General features: G+C 34.2%; 20 protein-coding genes. 8 read left to right on the forward strand and 12 right to left on the reverse strand.

Annotated features, from left to right (window positions below):
* The first annotated feature begins 44 nt into the window (after positions 1-44).
* The 7 genes from RT250_RS00660 to RT250_RS00690 all read left to right on the forward strand — a co-directional run bounded on the left by RT250_RS00660 (position 45) and on the right by RT250_RS00690 (position 6,800).
* Positions 45-1,883, forward strand: coding sequence for an ABC transporter ATP-binding protein (locus RT250_RS00660; protein WP_313111195.1), 1,839 nt, complete (start codon positions 45-47; stop codon positions 1,881-1,883).
* A 203-nt stretch (positions 1,884-2,086) separates the two neighbouring features.
* Positions 2,087-3,247 (forward strand): DUF3095 family protein, encoded by a 1,161-nt coding sequence (locus tag RT250_RS00665; RefSeq protein ID WP_313111197.1) that lies wholly within the window; start codon positions 2,087-2,089, stop codon positions 3,245-3,247.
* Positions 3,248-3,475: 228 nt separating this feature from the next.
* Entirely contained in the window at positions 3,476-3,676 is a 201-nt protein-coding gene (locus RT250_RS00670) for a hypothetical protein (protein WP_313111199.1), read from the forward strand.
* Between the two features lie 94 nt (positions 3,677-3,770).
* Complete coding sequence (locus RT250_RS00675) at positions 3,771-4,226, forward strand: DUF1801 domain-containing protein (RefSeq protein WP_313111200.1); 456 nt, start codon at positions 3,771-3,773, stop codon at positions 4,224-4,226.
* Between the two features lie 72 nt (positions 4,227-4,298).
* On the forward strand, positions 4,299-5,039 hold the full coding sequence (locus RT250_RS00680; protein ID WP_313111201.1) for an AAA family ATPase: 741 nt from the start codon (positions 4,299-4,301) through the stop codon (positions 5,037-5,039).
* Between the two features lie 59 nt (positions 5,040-5,098).
* Positions 5,099-5,944: a 23S rRNA (adenine(1618)-N(6))-methyltransferase RlmF gene (gene rlmF, locus RT250_RS00685; protein ID WP_313111203.1), complete on the forward strand. Its 846-nt coding sequence runs from the start codon at positions 5,099-5,101 to the stop codon at positions 5,942-5,944.
* 40 nt (positions 5,945-5,984) lie between these two features.
* Positions 5,985-6,800, forward strand: coding sequence for a DUF1853 family protein (locus tag RT250_RS00690; RefSeq protein WP_313111204.1), 816 nt, complete (start codon positions 5,985-5,987; stop codon positions 6,798-6,800).
* Between the two features lie 35 nt (positions 6,801-6,835).
* Here RT250_RS00690 and RT250_RS00695 read toward each other — a convergent pair whose 3' ends face one another.
* The 9 genes from RT250_RS00695 to RT250_RS00735 all read right to left on the reverse strand — a co-directional run bounded on the left by RT250_RS00695 (position 6,836) and on the right by RT250_RS00735 (position 16,400).
* On the reverse strand, positions 6,836-8,227 hold the full coding sequence (locus RT250_RS00695; RefSeq protein ID WP_313111205.1) for a M20/M25/M40 family metallo-hydrolase: 1,392 nt from the start codon (positions 8,225-8,227) through the stop codon (positions 6,836-6,838).
* An 18-nt stretch (positions 8,228-8,245) separates the two neighbouring features.
* Complete coding sequence (locus tag RT250_RS00700; protein WP_313111207.1) at positions 8,246-9,124, reverse strand: PPK2 family polyphosphate kinase; 879 nt, start codon at positions 9,122-9,124, stop codon at positions 8,246-8,248.
* Positions 9,125-9,195: 71 nt separating this feature from the next.
* Positions 9,196-10,359 carry a sigma-54-dependent transcriptional regulator gene (locus tag RT250_RS00705; RefSeq protein WP_313111209.1) on the reverse strand — a complete coding sequence of 388 codons (1,164 nt, stop codon included), beginning with the start codon at positions 10,357-10,359 and terminating at the stop codon, positions 9,196-9,198.
* A 2-nt stretch (positions 10,360-10,361) separates the two neighbouring features.
* Positions 10,362-11,282 (reverse strand): DUF6268 family outer membrane beta-barrel protein, encoded by a 921-nt coding sequence (locus RT250_RS00710; RefSeq protein WP_313111211.1) that lies wholly within the window; start codon positions 11,280-11,282, stop codon positions 10,362-10,364.
* Between the two features lie 7 nt (positions 11,283-11,289).
* Positions 11,290-12,213, reverse strand: a complete 924-nt coding sequence (locus RT250_RS00715) for a mechanosensitive ion channel family protein (RefSeq protein ID WP_313111213.1) — start codon at positions 12,211-12,213, stop codon at positions 11,290-11,292.
* A 5-nt stretch (positions 12,214-12,218) separates the two neighbouring features.
* Positions 12,219-13,526: an ABC transporter permease gene (locus RT250_RS00720; RefSeq protein WP_313111215.1), complete on the reverse strand. Its 1,308-nt coding sequence runs from the start codon at positions 13,524-13,526 to the stop codon at positions 12,219-12,221.
* A 6-nt stretch (positions 13,527-13,532) separates the two neighbouring features.
* The gene (locus RT250_RS00725) at positions 13,533-14,459 is read right to left on the reverse strand and encodes an ABC transporter ATP-binding protein (protein ID WP_313111217.1); all 927 of its coding nucleotides are present in this window, start codon (positions 14,457-14,459) and stop codon (positions 13,533-13,535) included.
* A 275-nt stretch (positions 14,460-14,734) separates the two neighbouring features.
* Positions 14,735-15,850, reverse strand: a complete 1,116-nt coding sequence (gene dnaJ, locus RT250_RS00730) for a molecular chaperone DnaJ (RefSeq protein ID WP_313111219.1) — start codon at positions 15,848-15,850, stop codon at positions 14,735-14,737.
* A 1-nt stretch (position 15,851) separates the two neighbouring features.
* Positions 15,852-16,400, reverse strand: a complete 549-nt coding sequence (locus tag RT250_RS00735) for a nucleotide exchange factor GrpE (RefSeq protein WP_313111221.1) — start codon at positions 16,398-16,400, stop codon at positions 15,852-15,854.
* A gap of 154 nt (positions 16,401-16,554) precedes the next feature.
* Here RT250_RS00735 and RT250_RS00740 point away from each other — a divergent pair, with 154 nt between their 5' ends.
* Positions 16,555-17,208 (forward strand): YceI family protein, encoded by a 654-nt coding sequence (locus RT250_RS00740; RefSeq protein ID WP_313111223.1) that lies wholly within the window; start codon positions 16,555-16,557, stop codon positions 17,206-17,208.
* 59 nt (positions 17,209-17,267) lie between these two features.
* Here the strand turns inward: RT250_RS00740 and RT250_RS00745 are convergent, their stop codons facing one another.
* The 3 genes from RT250_RS00745 to RT250_RS00755 form a co-directional block, all read right to left on the reverse strand.
* Positions 17,268-18,182 (reverse strand): TIGR01777 family oxidoreductase, encoded by a 915-nt coding sequence (locus RT250_RS00745; protein WP_313111225.1) that lies wholly within the window; start codon positions 18,180-18,182, stop codon positions 17,268-17,270.
* A gap of 145 nt (positions 18,183-18,327) precedes the next feature.
* Positions 18,328-19,002 (reverse strand): tRNA (5-methylaminomethyl-2-thiouridine)(34)-methyltransferase MnmC2, encoded by a 675-nt coding sequence (gene mnmC2, locus RT250_RS00750; protein WP_313111227.1) that lies wholly within the window; start codon positions 19,000-19,002, stop codon positions 18,328-18,330.
* 4 nt (positions 19,003-19,006) lie between these two features.
* Positions 19,007-19,522 carry a DUF4920 domain-containing protein gene (locus RT250_RS00755; protein ID WP_313111228.1) on the reverse strand — a complete coding sequence of 172 codons (516 nt, stop codon included), beginning with the start codon at positions 19,520-19,522 and terminating at the stop codon, positions 19,007-19,009.
* Between the last annotated feature and the right edge of the window lie 84 nt (positions 19,523-19,606).

The raw sequence follows: 19,606 nt of genomic DNA on the forward strand, positions 1-19,606 counted from the left end.
TAAAAATTATGAATTCATACTTCTTAATTCAGAATTAAAAAGAAATGGCCAGACGGATCCCAAAATCTATAACCGATAAGAAAGATAAAACTAGCGTTAAAGACTCCTTTAAAGCACTAAAAACAATTCCTAGATTTTTTAAAGAAATATTTAAAAGTAGTCCGAAACTTTTCTTACTTAATATCTTCAGTAGGTTAGTTAATGCTTTTACACCTGTTGTAATTCTTTGGGTAGGTAAAATGATTATTGATGAAATTATACTTCAAGTTTCGTTAGAAGATAAAGATTTTTCGCAATTATGGAATTTGGTGCTTATTGAATTTGTAGTGGTAGTGCTTTCAGATTTATTGGGTAGACTGATAAACCTAACCGATGGACTTTTAGGAGACCTCTACTCCAACGATTCTTCCGAAAAGATAATCAGAAAAACTGCCGAACTAACTATTGCTCAATTAGAAGACCCTGAGTTTTACGATAAACTCGAACGTGCTAGAACTCAAACTAACAGCAGAGTTGAATTAATGAGCAACGCTTTAGGACAGGCTGAAAGTGTAATTTCGATATTTTCATTAATTGCAGGATTGGTATATTTTGAACCTATATTGATTCTAATACTTGTACTTAGTATTATTCCATCTTTTATAAACGAAGCAAAATTTAGCAGTACCCGCTATTCTCTTGCAAGGAGTTGGACTGCAGAAAGAAGAGAATTAGACTATTTGCGTTTTATTGGAGCTAACAACCAAACAGCTAAGGAAGTTAAACTTTTTGGACTTACTGATTTTATTGCGGAGCGATTTAAAAATCTTTCTAATGAATATTATCACCTCAACAAAAATCTTTCGTTAAAACAAAGTTTATACGGTTCGCTGTTTAACATTCTAGGGATTTTGAGTTATTATGGTGCCTATGTGTATATTATATTAAGAGTACTTACTGGAGTTATTTCCATTGGAGAACTTACATTCCTTTCTGGATCATTCAACAGGTTGCGCAACAACCTACAAGGCTTTTTCTCTCGATTTACTCGTATTTCGGAAAGTGCGTTATACCTTCAAGATTATTTCGATTTCTTAGATTTAAAAATCGAACAAACTTCCGAAGCAAAAACTCCTATTCCAAAAACCATTACACAAGGTTTTCAAATAAACGATTTACATTTTGCTTATCCTGGCAGTAAAACTGAAGTGCTAAAAGGTGTTACTTTCACTATGAATGCAGGAGAAAAAATGGCTTTTGTAGGACAAAATGGAGCAGGTAAAACAACACTTATAAAACTCTTCCTACGCTTTTACGAACCTACTCGAGGCGAAATATTATTAGATGGAATAAACGTTAATAAGTTTGATGTTGACGAATACCGAAATCGATTTGGCGTAATTTTCCAAGACTTTTTTAAATATGAATTTACCCTCCGTGAAAACATTGCTGTAGGAAATATTTCTGAAATTGATAACAACGAAACTATAGGTTATGCCGCCAGTAAAAGCTTAGCTGAACAAGTGGTGAGCGCAATGGAAGATGGTTTAGAACAACGTCTTGGACGACGTTTTTACCAAGGGCAAGAACTAAGCGGTGGACAATGGCAAAAAGTAGCCCTCGCCCGCGCCTATATGAAAGACGCCGATATTATGGTACTTGATGAACCCACCAGTGCTCTTGATGCACAGGCAGAATACGATGTTTTTGAGCGATTTATCGCCCTTACCAAAGGAAAAACTAGTATTATTATCAGCCACCGCTTTAGTACGGTACGTATGGCAGACCGAATTTTGGTGTTGCAAAACGGACAAGTATTAGAGTTGGGCACTCACGAGGAGTTAATGGCAAATCCAAAATTGTACTCTGAGCTGTTTAAATTGCAGGCGGCGGGGTATCAGTAGGGTTTATGATTGAAATTGAAATGGAAATGGAAATCGAGGATGAAGATGAAGTTGAAGTTGAAGTTGAATTTGAATTTGAAGATGAAGATGAAGATGAAGATGATGATGAAGAAGATGAAGTTTGAAAGATAAAAATGTAAATTGAGATCATATAAGGCAACCAAAATAATAATTAGCCACCTAAACAGAACCTTAAAGACTAGATGAACGATTTAAAATTCTATGCCAGATTAAAAAGCTCTAATAAATCGGTTATAGCGCTATTGGCTAGTGAATCTAGTTTTTCTAATATTCCTAGTACTTGGCAGGTGGTTGTTGTGGATATTCAAAATTCCACCCAGGCTGTTAATCGAGGCCAACACCATCAAATAAACTTGACCGCAACTGGAGCAATAATTTCAGTTTTAAACACTATTAGAAAAGACGGAAAGAATGTAGAAATCCCATATTTTTTTGGAGGTGATGGCGCCACTTTTATTGTCCCAAAGACCCTTCTAACTAAGGTTACCTCTGTTTTAGAAAATTATAGGATCCACATTAAACGCAAAACCAAGCTAATTCTTAGAGTTGGACATATTTCAGTGGAAGCGTTAAACAATCAGAAATCCACAATCAAAATAGCGAAACACCGGCTTACTGACCAATTAACGATCCCGATTGTATTAGGAAACGGTTTAAAAAAAGCTGAGGAAATTATTAAAGCTAATTTTGTAGAAAATAATGCTACAAGTTTTAAAAAAGACCTTCTCAATTTAGAAGGAATGGAATGTAGATGGAAAGAAATTAATCCGTCACGAACTAAGAGTAAAGTTATCTGCTTACTGTTGGATGCTACAGATGAAGCTACTCAGGTAGAGGTTTATAGTGAAGTTCTATCCAAAATAGACTCGCTTTTTGGCACATTTAAGAATAGACAACCTATAAAATCTCAAAGTCTTAAATTGAATTACAGCATTTACAATATTTGGGAAGAGATGAAAATTAGTCTTGTCAATAAAAGTTGGATGTACTTGTTCAAAAATTGGTTCTCAACACTTATAGGAACAACATATTTAAGATTAACTTCTACGGGAAAGCGATATTTGCAGCAAATAAGTCAGTTGTCACACACTTTTATGCTCGACGGAATGATAAATACAATTTTTACTGGGGAACAAAGTAAAATAGACGCGTTTTTAGAATACTTAAATCAACTAGAAAAAGAAAAGAAAATCATATACGGCATTCATATTACCCACGCCTCTGTAATGTCGTGTTATGTACTAGATAGAAAAACAAAACATTCTCATTTTGTAGATGGCACTGAAGGTGGTTACACCTCAGCGGCCAAAATGTTCAAAATGAAATTGAAGGGTTTAAAATGATTTTATTAATCAAATGTAAAAGCTGTGCAATTAAAACAGCTCCCAAAGGTCACTACCGCATTAAGCTTTCTAATATTTTTAGTAGTTGTTTTTGCGTTATTTCTGGGTAGAAAAAGTGAATGGATTAGATTACAAAACATCGATAATTTTCTACCAGAATTTTATTCTCATATTTCAAATTTCTGTTTAAGCTATATCCTTTATTCGGGGATTGGATATTTTTAGATTATGGCCGGGGTAAAATTTAAATATATAGTTGGCTTAGGAATCGTAATACTGGCAACCAATTTTATATTTGAACTTTTTATAAATATTTTAAATACTCCAGACATTATAGATGCATATTACGGGGTTACAGGAACTTTATTCGCCTTCTTATTTCTTTTTGTTAGTTATAAATTCGGGTTTAAAGCGAATGAGCCAGATTAATTCCCTTAAATTTATTTATAGAATACAAACGAATTAAATTACGATTCCTCGGTAAAAACTTTAATTTTAGCCCAACAAAATCAAAACTCGCATTATGCAATCTAAAGCTACCACAGCAGACCAATATATTTCTGAACTTCCGGAAGACCGTCAGGAGGTAATGAAAAAACTTAGAGAAACTGTAAAGTCTAATCTCCCTAAAGGTTTTGAGGAAACTATGCAATACGGAATGATTAGTTATGTTGTTCCCCATAGTATTTATCCAGATGGATACCACTGTAAACCTACAGATGCCTTGCCTTTTTTAAGTATTGCTTCTCAAAAAAATCACATTGCATTTTACCATTCTGGAATTTATGCAGACCCTGAAATATTGAATTGGTTTGTTCAAGAATATCCAAACCACGCCAAAGGAAAATTAGACATGGGCAAAAGCTGTGTCCGATTTAAAAATCCTACAAAAATTCCTTTTGACCTCTTAGGTGAGCTTAGCTCAAAAATTACTGTTGAGCAATGGATTGAAAAATACGAAAGTGTTTTAAAGAAGTAGAAATTACTTCTTCGCAATCTAACGCTCATTTCAAAACCTTCGCTATTTTTGCATTCTCAAACAAAGAGGCAAATGGCGATATCAGACTATATTCTCAACTCAGATGAAACTACTATTGGATTAGATGAAATCCATTTGAGTGATTCTAATAAAAATGCTTTAAATCAGTTATTAAAAGAATTTAAGCATTTGGAGATTTTAAGCAAGTACAAACTTCCTGTTGATAATAAGATATTTCTTTTTGGTCATACAGGTTGTGGCAAAACAACTACTGCCAAAGCCATTGCACAAGCTTTAGATAAAAAAATAATCATCTTAAATCTTGGAACTGTTGTCTCTTCTCGTTTGGGCGAAACTGCCAAAAACATTACAGATGTTTTTAAGAAAGCTATGCGCGAAAAAGCGGTGTTGTTTTTAGATGAATTTGATTCCATCGGAAAACTTCGAGATCACGACGACAAGGATTCTTCAGAAATGAAACGTCTTGTAAATACCGTTATTCAGTTAATTGACGAAATGCCTAATGATACCTTATTGATTGCCGCAACAAACCATCCAAAGGTTATCGATTCAGCGCTGCTAAGAAGATTTCAATTAAGACTGGAGTATGTTCTGCCAACCGACAAACAACTAGACAACTATTACGACACGTTGTTAAAACCTTTCCCTAAAGAATTTAGAAATATTAAACGCAGCTTTAATATTTCGTATGCTGAAGCAAAAGACATAACCTTCAGCGCAGTAAAAAACACCATTATAGAAAGTGAAGAGGCTAAGGAAAAAGCAGACATTCGTGAAAATATAGAACAATAAGCTAAGTAAAGAGAGAACAGTGATGATTGTAGTATCTTTACAGTTCTAAATAACTACTCGTGCATCCACAGAACCCTTTTAATAAAGATTATAATTTCAATAATCTTATAGCTAAACATCCCCCATTAAAGTCTTTCGTATTTGTAAACAAACACGGGAATCAAACAATAAAATTTGCCGACAGCCAAGCTGTAAAAGCATTAAATACCGCCCTACTTAAGGAACATTTCGGTATAAACTTTTGGAGTATTCCTGAAAATAATCTTTGTCCTCCAATTCCTGGGAGATTAGATTACCTACTGCACGTTGCAGATTTAGTTGACGAGAAGGATATTCATTTACTAGATATTGGTACTGGAGCAAATCTTATTTATCCTATCCTTGCAAGTACTTATTTTAATTGGAAATGTACCGCTAGCGAAGTGAATACAGATTCATTGAGCAATGCACAGGAAATAATCGATAAAAACGAAGCTTTAATAAACATTGAACTTCGACACCAGCAGTTTAAAAGCAATATTTTAGAACATATCATTCAGCCTACAGACGCTTTTGATGTTGTAGTTTGTAACCCACCTTTTTTCAAAAACCGCACGGATGCCGAAAAGAGCAACCTGAAAAAATTTAAAAATCTAGAACTTAATGAAGATAAAACTCAGAATTTTGGCGGATTGAGCAATGAACTTTGGTATAAAGGTGGTGAAGAAGCATTTGTTAAAAGAATGGCTGAAGAAAGTGTTCAGTTTAAAAATCAAGTAGGTTGGTTTACTTCAGTCGTTTCGCAAAAGGAAAACTTGAAAAATATTAAACGCGCTATCAATAAAACGCAACCAAGTGAAGTGAAAGTTATTGAAATGGAGCAAGGCAATAAACAAAGTCGCTTTGTCGCTTGGACGTTTAAATAAATTTGTTTTTTAAAAATTCTTTTATGTTTTGAACCCGAAAGTGTCAAATATTCTAAACTCATTCCTTAAAGCTCCCGTTTTAAAAATTAACTCGGCACAGTATCCTTTTTCAAATTTTGATTTTTTAGAGGAAAAAATTTCTGATGGTGAATTCCGTTTTCCAACAAATCTAGTTCTCGGTATGCAAGCCGAAGCCTGTTTTGAAACAATTTTAAGGATGTCTAAAAAACATGAATTGCTACTTGCAAACCTTCAAATTAATGCTTCGAATACTATCAATAACCAGAAAGAAACTTTAGGTGAACTAGATTATATCGTTAAAAACTTAATTACAAAGGAAGTAAGCCATATAGAACTAGCCTGCAAGTTCTATTTATACGATGAAAATAACGGTACTGCGGAAGAAAAAAAATGGATTGGCCCGAATAGAAAAGATACTCTTTACGACAAATTGGAAAAGGTAAAACTTAAGCAGTTCCCGTTACTTCATAGCCCTGAAACCATTAAAAAATTAAGAGACCGAAATATAGAATTTCCTACTTCGCAGAAATTATGCATAAAAGCGTTTCTATTTCTTCCCAAGGAAATTAGCAGTGACTCATTCCCTGGAAATTATTCCAACTGCCTTGTTGGGCATTGGATAAAGCACGGAGATTTTAATAAGGAGGATAAAACTGCCAAGTACGCCATCCCGATAAAAAAAGAATGGCTCTTACCAATTGAAATTATTGAAGAATGGTATTGTCATTCAGAAATTGAGAAGTTGATAAATGAACAGATTCAAAATAAAAAGTCACCTTTAATCTATAAAAAAACGCCCCATACAACGGAGCGTTTCTTTGTAGTTTGGTGGTAGCTATTTTTTAATCATCACTACTGCTTGAATCAAGTTTATTTAGCGCCGTAAGTATCCATTAAATACATCAAGCTTGCCATAGTTGCAGCACCGAGCTCTAGCTCCCGCTTATTAATTTTATCGAAAGTATCATTTTCGGAATGGTGGATATCAAAATATCTTTGTGAATCCGGTTGTAGTCCAGCAAGTACATCAATATTACCTTTCATCGGACGAATATCGGCACCACTATAACCTTCGGTAAATAAATGAATAAAATAGGGTTCAAATAAAGGTGCCCAAGACCGAATTTGTGCAACGTTAGCCGTATCAGTTTCAAGAGAAAAACCTCTTGGTGTAAACCCACCGCTATCACTTTCTATGGCAAAAACATGTTTTTCGTTATTACTTATAATTTCCTCGGCATATTTTTTACCTCCGCGTAAGCCATTTTCCTCATTCATAAACAACACAACACGAATAGTATGTCTTGGTTTGTAGTCAAGTTTTTTAAACAAGCGTAACACTTCCATACTTTGTGTCACTCCTGCCCCATCATCGTGGGAGCCATCACCATTATCCCAACTATCTAAATGTCCGCCCACAACCATATATCGATCTGGATAAACACTACCTTTAATTTCACCAATTACGTTGTACGACAAAACATCGTCCCAAATCTTACAGTTTTGTTTAAAATAGAATTTCAAATTTGGATCAAGTTTTAATAAACTGCTAAGTAATTCTGCTCCGTTTGTACTAATGGCAGCCGCTGGAATATATTTAGATTCTGGGGTATTTCCATAGCTCATAGCTCCAGTGTGAGGCGCGTCGTCCATTTTATGTGATAAAGAACGAACAATTACACCTACAGCTCCGTATTTTGACGCATGTTCGGCCCCAGAAAAACGTTGATCTGATGCTCCCCCATAAGCATACCCAGTATGAATAAACTCGGGATTCATTGGCCTGTTAAAGAAAACAATTTTCCCTTCTACTTTTTCTTTCCCTAATTCCGCCAATTCATCGAAGCTATGAACTTCAACAACTTCAGCTTTTAAACCTAAGTTTGGTGTTGGTATAGAGCCGCCCAAAGCGGTAATATGTGTTTCTGTTTTGATCCCTGAACTTCCTTCAATATATGCGTATTCTTTGAAACCGCGCGTCCATTTTGGAACCATTACAGGTTGAAGCCAAACCTTATCTAAACCAAGTTCCTTAAGTTGAGCTTCGGTGTATTTAACGGCGTATTCTGCTTCAACTGAACCAGAAAGCCTACCCCCAATTTCGTTGGATAAGTAATCTAGCCAATCGTAAGCTTTTCCATCGGTTAAGGCTGTATTATATAGCTTCTTCAACATAATTGAATCCTTGGTAGGATTTTGTGAAACTGCTATAAATGAAATAAGAAATGTAAAAATTAAAGTGGGGATAAAATTTATTTTCATTGTATTTTGTTGAGAGTATTAATCATTTTTAAGCCTTTCGCGATATTCTGAAATTTTCGCCTTTATATCATCATCCAATTCAGGCTCTTTAATATCCTTAAATTTTTCAAGTTCCTGAAGCATTATTTCTGCCACAATATATCGTGCAGCTTTTTTATCATCTGAAGGAATTATATACCAAGGTGCTTTAGGTTTTGAAGTACGGTTAATCGCTTCTTCGTAATACTTTTGGTATTCATTCCAAAGTTCGCGCTCATCTAAATCAGCTGGAGAAAACTTCCAGTTTTTATTAGGCTTGTTTAAGCGACGTAATAGGCGATATTTTTGTTCTTCTTTTGAAAGATTTAAAAAGAATTTAAAAATAATTGTTCCATTTTCCTGAATAGTTTTTTCAAAATTATTTATTTGCTGAAAACGTTTATCCCAAAAATCATCGGTGATATCATCCAAGCTACTTACATCTGGTAAATTTTCACCTAGAATATATTCTGGATGAACACGAGTAACTAAAACATTTTCGTAGTGGGTACGATTAAAGACACTAAACTTACCTCGTTCTGGTAGCGCTATATAATGACGCCATAAGTAGTCGTGGCGTTTCTCCAATGAAGTAGGTGTCTTGAAGCTATGAACGACTACTCCACGAGCGTTAAAATCTTTAAAAACTTCACGTATTAAACTATCTTTTCCAGCGGTATCCATTCCTTGAATACAAACTAAAACACCATATTTCCCGTGAGCATAAAGTGTATCTTGCAGGTCTCCAAGTTTCTTTCGAGTTTTTTTTAGTGCTTTCTTTAACTTTTTTTCAGAAGCATCCAAATCTACTTTTGTCTTTGTGTCTTCTATATTTATACTTTCAGAAACCTTAAAGTCTTCAATTTTTATGTCTTTCATATCTGATATTTTTAAAGAGAAGGACCTCAAACCTTCTAGTATTACTATTTAAATCTCGTTGAGGGCACTTTTTATTTACTGGCAAATAACTTTACATCCTCTTCGCTAATTTCTTTGCCACCAAGAATAATCAAGCGCTCGACAACATTTCGTAACTCTCGAATATTTCCTGTCCAATCAAATTCTTTTAATAGTTCAATAGCTTTTTTTGAAAATTTCTTTTGAGCCGTTCCGTGATCTGTTGATATTTTTTCTGAAAAATACTCAACTAATAAGGGAATATCGTCTCTTCTATCATTCAATGATGGAACTTTTATTAGAATAACCGCTAATCTGTGATATAAATCTTCACGGAAACTGCCTTCCGCTATTTCCTTTTTAAGGTCCTTATTGGTAGCAGCAATAACACGAACATCTACTTTGATGTCTTTATCACTTCCTACTCTTTGAACTTTATTTTCTTGTAAAGCCCTTAACACTTTAGCTTGGGCAGATAAACTCATATCGCCTACTTCATCGAGGAAAATAGTCCCTTTATTAGCAGCTTCAAACTTTCCTGCTCGATCTTTATTTGCAGATGTGAATGCACCTTTAACGTGACCGAAAAGCTCACTCTCTATCAATTCACTTGGAATGGCGGCACAGTTAACTTCTATCATAGGACCTTTATTTCTGTCACTTTTTTGATGAAGCCAATGTGCCACAAGTTCTTTTCCTGTTCCGTTTGGTCCAGTAATTAAAACGCGGGCTTCCGTTGGAGCCACTTTTTCAATCATTTCCTTTATCTTCTCAATTTCTGGAGAATCCCCAACCATTTGATAGTTTTTAGAAACTTTCTTTTTAAGACGAGTATTTTCAACTACCAACTCTTTTCTATCAAGAGCTATTCTTACAGTATTTAGTAAGCGGTTTAAATCTGGTGGTTTGGAAATATAATCAAAAGCTCCTAATCGCATGGTATTGACAGCTGTATCAAGATCACCATGTCCAGAAATCATAACCATTGGAATTTCTGGCTTTATCTTTTTTACAGCTTCTAAAACCTCAACACCGTCCATTTTCGGCATTTTGATATCACACAGTACAAGATCAAAATCTTCTTTTTTAATAATCTCTATTCCTGCAAGACCGTCTTCAGCTTCAAAAACTTCATAATCTTTATTCTCTTCAGTAAGAATTTTCACTAAAACTCTTCTGATTGCTGCTTCGTCTTCTATAATGAGTATCCTTGGCATCTTTAATATTTAAATTTTATTCCAGCCCTAAAATAAGGGGATTTTTCTGAATTTATCTGATATATCTTATTCCCATCACCATCTTCTAGTCTAAAGTTGTTATAAACCGAATGTGCGGCGTATATATAAAGCACTAAATGTTTTGTAAAAAAATGCTCATAACCCAATCCCGTTAAAATTATAGTTGTTTGAATACTTTCTGCAACTTTTGTTCTAGAACCGAGATTAGAAAATGGCACGAAATTCTGTTGTAAATTGGCATAATCGTTATCTAAAGTTGCAAAGGCTTGAATTGCATCTTTATGACTATCATTTAAATAATGTCTGATATTTGTTTTTGGAACACCGATTGTAAAAGTCCAATTGGGGTGAAATTCTTCATAATAATTCAAAATTGGCAGTGGCAACCATCTCCCTGGTGTCGTTGAGTAAGTTAGTCCAGCAATTAATCTATACGGATTTTTACCCTCCGGCACATCTTTTCTTTTATCATTTATAGCATAAACTCCAATTTCATAGGTAAAATCATCTGCAATTAAACTGCCTTTAAGATCACTCTGAACTTTAGCCCCAATCTTCATTCCCAAGCGCCATTCATCACTATACTTCCAAGTATATCCTAAGTAAAGCCCCATCCTTTCTACAGAACTAACCTGATGTGCTCCAAATGCAAGCTTATCATTGTCATCTTTAATATTTACATCAAGATAACGATACTCTGCACCAATAACAAAAAAATCACTTCTGCCCTTTTTTAAAGGAATGGGAGATTGTATCAAAATCCTATACCTCTGAATGGAATTATCGGATTTTGAAAGTGGTAAATTTAAAAACTCAACTCTAGCCAAATCGGTAGTTTGAGCTTTCACTCCCAAACCGATTAGTCCGAAAAAAACAATTAACAAATTGAGGCTATAGTTCATAAATGATTTATTCTTCTGAAGAAATCTTTAAATGTGCATTACTTCCTGTTGTTCTTGCGAACATATGTATGTCACTTTGAGGATAAGGTATCGCAATTTTATTTTCTCTGAGCTTAGCGTCGATTTTAAATCGTAATTCACTTTTTATTTTAGGTTCTGAAAAACTGTCATTAATAAAGAAATATACACCAAACTCAAGAGCCCATTCTCCAAATTCATTAAAGAAAACAAAGGGTTTTGGATTCTTCAGTACTCCTTTTTGAGCAATTACCGCTTCAATTAATATTCGCTCAACTAATCGCGTATCACTTCCAAAAGGAATTCTCACCTTAATATACTCCCGTGTTGTGGTATGATTTTGAGTATAATTTTTAAAAGTATTAATTAAGAATTTATGATTAGGAATAATCAATATTTTATCATCACGTGTTATTGCTCTGGTACTACGAAGTTTTATTTCTATGATTCTACAAACTTTATCTTCAACTTTAATGATGTCGCCAACTAAAAGCGACTTATCCATTATAATATAAATGCCCCCAATTACATCCTGAAAAAGTTCTTTTAAAGCTAAACCTAAACCAACTAATAAGGCCGCAGAAGCAGCGAGTATAGGAGTTATATTAAAGTTTGCTAAACTTAAAACCGTAAAAAAAACAATGATGTAAACGGCAGCTTTAATATATTTAAACAAGCTGATAAATTTTTGTTTATCAGTGGAGTCCATTTGCCTAGTTATAAGCGAACTTGAAATTTTTAAAGCAAAATGAGTAACTAAATAAGCAACAATAATTAACAGCAATAATCCAATTGTGACTCCCACTTGGTTGTCTCCCTCACCAAAGTAAAACCCTAGATCTAAAAATCTCTTTATAGTGCCTAGAATATCTTCTTTAACTACCGCTTCTATTTTAGTTACTTTGTTATTCACTTCTATTAGTACTTAAGCCATTTAAAAATTTCTTTATACGATGGTTTCTTTCCGTACATCAAAATCCCTACGCGGTATATTTTTGCAGCAAACCAAACCATCCCTATGAAAGTACCAAATAAAATTAATACCGAAATTACTTGCTGCCAAAGTGGTACACCAAAAGGTATACGCATAAGCATCACAACAGGAGATGTAAATGGAATATAAGAAAAAACTTGTGATACCGTACCATGTGGATTATCTATCACTGTAAAGAAGCCTACGTAAACTGCTAAAATAAGTGGCATTAAAATAGGCATCATAAATTGTTGTGTGTCGGTTTCGCTATCAACAGCAGCGCCAACAGCAGCGTATAATGAGGCGTACAATAAGTAGCCTCCAACAAAAAACAGAACAAACATTACAATAAGGTTTGTGATTGGTAGATTATTAATTTCTATTAAAATATCGTTTAAAACTTGTTGAGTCCCTCCATCTATAGTACTTTCTATTGCTTGTTGAGAAGGTGAGCCAGCTGATGGGTCTATTCCGAAAACCGATGTCACTACCGTCATTAACACCAATATTAAAATCACCCATATTAAAAACTGAGTAATTCCAGCAAGCGTGGTTCCAAATATCTTTCCTAACAGTAATAAACGAGGTTTTACTGATGAAATTATAACTTCTATAACCCTACTTGTTTTTTCTTCAATAACACTTCGCATTATCATATTACCATAAATAATGATAAACATAAATAGCAGATAACCTGCTGCTCCACCAAAAATTAGTTTTAAGCCAGAGCCGAGCTTTGACGTCTCCTCACCTTTAAAAGTTTCTTGATTTGCATTAATATTAATACGAAGGTCTTTTATTACATCAGAATCCATTCCGGCTTCTTTTAGCTTAAGCGTATTCACTTTACCTTCAAGCATGTTATTAATGCTATTCATTAAAGGTAGCGACGGAGATTCTTCAGAGAAAAAAGTTATTCCTTTTGAAATAGATTCTAGGCTTTCTAAATTCGGAATATAAAGTAAACCATAAGTTTCATCAGCTTGAGCTTGTTTTTTTGCTTCATCAAGTGAAATATTTGGCAGTAGCTTATATTGTGTTTGAGCTGTACTTATAAATTCAGTTAAAAAATATCCACTCTCGTCCAAAACTGAAATCTTGCGAACTGTATCATTATTCAAATTAGACAAATAAGCCACTAGTGCAAAAATCCCAACAAATATAATGGGACTTAAAAAAGTCATTATAACAAACGACTTATTGCGGACCTTGGTAAGGTATTCTCTCTTTATTATTAATGGAAGATGATTCATCTATAATTAGTTGTTTTGGATAGTTTCAATAAAAATGTCACTTGCTGAAGGAATTACTTCAACGAAATGAGTTAATTGACCTTGAGATGTAAGATAGTTCACAAACTCATTAGTAGATACCGAATCTGGCAACTTTACTTTATATTTAAGTTCCTCATTTATACTTTTGAATGTTGTTGGATAAATTTCGAACTTCTCCTTTAAGGAGGCTGTTGTTGCGGCGTGATTAGGAGTTATTAATCCAATTTCGAAAACGTTGTTTTTGTATTGCCTCTTAATATCCACAAGCTTTCCATCAAGGATTTTATTGGATTTATTAATTAACGCGATATGATCGCACATTTCTTCTACAGATTCCATTCGGTGTGTAGAAAAAATTACAGTTGCTCCGTCATCGCGTAATTTTAATATTTCATCTTTAATTAAATTAGCATTAATAGGGTCAAAACCACTGAAAGGCTCATCAAATATCAACAATTTTGGGTTGTGTAATACGGTAACTACAAATTGAATTTTTTGCGCCATCCCTTTTGAAAGCTCCTGGATTTTCTTATCCCACCAGTCACCGATATCTAGTCTATCAAACCAATATTTCAGTCTTTCTTTAGCTTCTTGTTTTGAAAGTCCTTTTAGTTGAGCCAAATACAATGCTTGCTCTCCTACTTTCATAGTTTTATACAACCCTCGTTCTTCAGGCAAATATCCTATATATCTTACATGGTCTGGCTTTAGTGGTTCACCATCTAAAAGTACCAAACCACTATCTGGCATTGTTATTTGATTGATAATTCGAATTAAGGTTGTTTTTCCAGCTCCATTTGGTCCTAACAACCCGAAGATGCTTCCTTTTTCTACCTCTATAGACACATCGTTAAGCGCCTTATAATCTCCGTAGTTTTTGGAAACATTATTAACTACTAAAAGTTTTTCCATAGAATTTATTTGTAAAATGTAAATATATTGATTTGAGAGCCTAACAGCACTTTTTAAAGCGAACTTTTAAGAAATTTTTAGACTATAGTTTAATCGCAATTTATGTAGACTAATTAATATAATTATCTAGCAAACAATAATGCCCTAAATGCAAAACCCACCCAAAAACCTAAGCATTTGGGTGGGAAAAAAATTGCTATGAAAAAGAAAAATTGCCGCCTCTTAGACGAAGCGACAATTCAAATATATACAAATTATTTTAATTTAACGTTTGTTTAAGAAAACATGTCTTTAACTTTTTCGAAAAATGACTTGTCTTCCTTTTCTGGGCTTGGTTCAAAATGTTGATCGTTGGCCATTTTTTCAAAAAATTCTCTTTGCTCTTTTGAAAGAGATTTTGGTGTCCAAACATTTACGTGAACTAGCAAATCACCTGTACCGTAACCATTTATACTTGGTATACCTTTACTGCGAAGTCTTAAAATCTTTCCACTTTGTGTACCCGCTTCAATTTTAATTCTAACTTTTCCAGTTACCGTTTCTATTTCTTTAGAAGTTCCTAAAGCTGCATCGGAAAAACTTATATATAAATCGAAATGTAAATTGTCACCTTCACGTTGTAAGCTTTGATGAGGTTTTTCTTCAATAGCAACCAAAAGATCGCCAGGAACACCATTCCCCGGAGCATCGTTTCCTTTTCCGGTAACCTTTAGCTGCATTCCATCTACAACACCAGCTGGAATTTTAATTGAAACTGTTTCCTCGGTCACTAACATTCCGTCAGCATCTGCATTTGCAGGTTTTGAATCTACAATTTGCCCTAAGCCACCACAAGCATTACAAGGGGCTGAGGTTTGCATACGCCCCAAAATTGTATTTTGAATACGGGTAACCTGCCCCTGTCCATTACAAGTAGGACAAGTTTTATAGGTTGTTCCCTGTGCCAGTTTCTTGCGTTTTACTTTAATTTTCTTTTCGACACCTGTAGCAATCTCTTCTAAGGTAAGTTGTACACGAATACGCAAATTACTGCCTTTTACAGTTCTACGTCCGCCACCACCAAAGCTACCGCCTCCGAAGCCACCACCGAATGCACCGCCAAATATATCGCCAAACTGGCTGAATATGTCATCCATATTCATACCTCCGCCACCGAAGCCACCACCGCCTTCGAAGGCTTGATGACCAAATTGGTCGTAACGTGAACGTTTGTTCGGATCGCTAAGCACTTCGTAAGCTTCTGCAGATTTTTTAAACATTGCTTCCGCTTCATCATCCCCAGGATTTTTATCAGGGTGATATTGAATTGCTTTTTTACGATATGCCTTTTTTATTTCGGCAGTCGTTGCATTTTTTGAGATTCCTAATATTTCGTAATAATCTTCCTTCATATTATTGTCCTATAACCACTTTTGGGTAGCGGATAATTTTCTCACCTAAAGTGTATCCCTTTTCTACCACATCAATTATTTTTCCTTTTAATTTTTTGTCTGGAGCTGGAATCTGAGTAATTGCCTCGTGTGCTTCAGAATCAAAAGTATCGCCCTGCTTAACCTCCATCATCTCTAAGCCTTTAGAACGCAGCGTTTCACGCAGTTTATTATTGATAAGTTCTACTCCCTTAAAGTGATCGTCTCCCAACTTTTCAATTTCTTTTAGTGCTCTTTCAAAATCGTCTAAAACCGGTAATAGTGATATTATCACATCTTCACTTGCTGTTTTAAACATTTCTATGCGTTCGCGAGAGGTACGTTTTTTATAATTTTCAAATTCTGCAAAAAGACGCAAGTAGCGATCTTTTTCATTTTGAAGTTGATCTTGCAATTCGGCTAAAGGGTTTATTTCATTATCCTTAGCAATCTCCTGCTCATTAATCATTTGTTCGTCTAAACCTACTTCTTCCTGAAATTCGGTTTCTTTGTTTTTATCATTTTTACTCATAGCGAGAATTCTTTCAGTTTTTCAAGAGGGAGCAAAAGTACTGCCAATTGTTGTATAATGTCAAAATGTCACAGCTTTTATTTTAATATTAATTTAAGATATAATGGTTCAATTAATAGTATTTTTGCGCTCCATTAATTATTTAAATTAAATTATGAAATCAACAACCTTAAAAATTACATTACTAGCCTTTATGGCAGCAGCAACATTTTCTTGTAAAAATGCTGAAAAAGAAACTGAAGTTGCTGTAGAAAATCCAGCCGAAGCAACTGAAGCAGCAGTAGAATATAACATAGACCCAGCAGCTTCTGAAATTAAGTGGGAAGGTGAAAAGCCTACTACAAAACACTTCGGAACTATTTCACTTAATTCTGGTGTATTCCATTTAAACAATGGAGCTGTAGAAGCTGGAAAATTCGAAATTGACATGAGTTCAATTAATGTACAAGACTTAGAAGGGGAATACAAAGAAAATTTAGAAGCTCACTTAAAGGGAACAGTTGAAGGTAAAGAAGGAGACTTTTTCAATATCAAAGAATTTCCAACTTCTAAATTTGAGTTGACTGGTATCGAAAACAACGTAGTAAAAGGTAACTTAACAATTAAAGGCAAAACTAACGCTATTGAATTCCCTGCAACTGTAACTACTGAAGGAGATAAAATGACGTTAAAGAGTGAAGCTATTGAATTAGACAGAACAAAGTGGGATATCAACTTTGGTTCTAAGTCTGTTTTCGACAACCTAGGAGACAAATTTATTAGTGACATTATGAAAATTGAAGTTTCTTTGGTAGCTAATAAAGCTTAATAAAAAAAGATTCTCATAAAACTTAAAAGAGGCCTATTTGGCCTCTTTTTTATTTCATATTATTCTTTCAATACATCTTCTAGCGCATTGTCTAGATTATAATACTTAAATTGATAGCCTAGCTTTTCTAATTTCTTAGAACTCACAAGTTGCCCTTCTAAAACTAATACAGACATTTCTCCCAAAACTAATTTCAATACAAATGCCGGTATGTTTGGCAACCAAAGAGGACTGTCCAATTTTGAAGCTATCATTCTTGTCATCTTTTTATTCTGAACGGGATTTGGGGCTACAGCATTAAACTTTCCTTCTAACTGATTATTGAGTAAAAAAAGATAAATTGCTGCAATATCTTCTATATGTATCCAAGACTGCCATTGTTCGCCACTGCCTAACGGAGCACCAACACCTAATTTAATAGGTTTTACTATTTGTGGTAACGCACCTGCTCCTTTTGCCAAAACCATCCCTGTACGAACTTTGGTAACCTCCATCCCTGCATTTTTAAATTTTGCTGTAGCAGCTTCCCAAGAAGAAACGACATTTCCTAGAAACGAATCATCGGTAACTTTGTCTTCTTCGGTGTAAAGTTTTGTTTTGGAATTGGGGTAGATATTTATTCCACTAGCTGAAATAAAGTGGACAATATTGTGCTCTATTTTTTGAAGTGTGTCATAAAGTAAGTTAATAGACTCTACCCTGCTATTGATTATAGTTTTTTTATAACTATCTGTCCACCTTTTTGCAATAGTTGCTCCGGCCAGATTTATTATAGCAGTAACACCTTCAAAAACATTAGTATCTATTTCACCTCTTTTAGGATTCCAATAAAACCCTTTGTAGTTTTCAATATTTTCAATTTTTTCTTTACTCGTGGTAAGATAATGAACAGCGATCCCATTATTATGACATTGTTTTACCAACTCACTTCCCACAAGTCCTGTAGCTCCAGTAATCAACACTTTCTTCTTCATAAATTTAAATTTAGAAATTCAAAAAGAAATTACAAAGTGTCTTAACGGAAGATTGTGAAATAAGCATAGTTATGTAATTTATTGAAGATTCTCAACTACTTTTTACTGATAAAAGCGAAAAAATGGATTAGGAATTTTCTTGTTTTTATTGTTCTAATTTAGTCGCTCTCATCATTTCTTTTTTTCCTGGAGGACCGGGAATTCGTTCAACAGAAAATCCAACAGCCTGCATTGCACGACGAGCATTTCCATTTGCGGCATAAGTAACTAATACGCCGTTTGGTTTTAAAGCATTGTACATTAATTGAAAAATTTCTTCCGTCCATAAATCTGCTTGGACACGGATTCCAAAAGCGTCGAAATAAATTAAGTCTATTTTGCTATTAAGATTAATTTCTGAAAAGAACATTTTATTTTTTAGAAGGTGAAAATTATCTGAAATCAATGATTTTTCACCCCAAGGAATATTGTGCATTTTTAAAAACCCCTCTTCTAAAGCATTTAACATTTTTGGGTAATTTAAGGTTTCAATTTCAGAAACCTCTAAAGGGTAAGCTTCAACGCCAGTGTAAGTAATATTGAAGTTGTGCTTTTCTGTTTCTAATAATGTGAGAAATGCATTTAACCCTGTGCCAAAACCAATTTCTAATATAGAAATGTCCTTAGATGAATTTTTGTCAGTCCAATATAAGAGCCCTTCTTTAATAAAAACGTGGAGAGCTTCGGCTATCGCTCCGTGCTTAGAATGGTATTGTTCATTCCATTCGGATATATGCAAAGTGTAAGATCCGTCGCCTGTTTTAAGAATTGAACGTTTCAAAACACTATTCCTTTTCTACTTCTGGAATAAGAACACCATCAGCTTCAAAAGCTAGTGTTCTTTTTACTTCGGTAATAGCTGCTATTTCTTCCTTTGATTTCCCTCCATCTTCTGCGTAGTGACGCTGATCTTCAACACTCATCTCCTCTATATAGGCTTTTCCATTAACAATGATTTCTTGTCCTGCAATATCTTTAGGCATAAAAAAACCATAATCTTTAAAACGAACCATAGCTTCATCTTCACCTAAATCAAGATTCATCCAACATCCTTTTTTCTGGCATACCTCTTTCACTGTGGTACTAAACTTTACATTAATAGTGTCTCCAGGTTTTAAAGAATTGTATTTTTCAATCATTTCAGTCTTTGTCAATACACCATCATCTGTTATTTCATTTCCAAAAGACTGAAAATTGATCGCTACCTCTTCCACTTGAGCATCAGATGACTCCTCTTTTTGTTCATTTTTACAGCTAAAAACGGCAAATGAAATTGCGAGTACTAATAATATTTTTTTCATTTTTATATAATTATTATATTATTGATTGTTATTGTATTGCAATTTTAAGGATTTTTTAAATTTTTAATGGTCTAAATTTTACCT

This window comes from Aequorivita sediminis, assembly GCF_032080575.2.
Classification (GTDB): domain Bacteria; phylum Bacteroidota; class Bacteroidia; order Flavobacteriales; family Flavobacteriaceae; genus Aequorivita; species Aequorivita sediminis.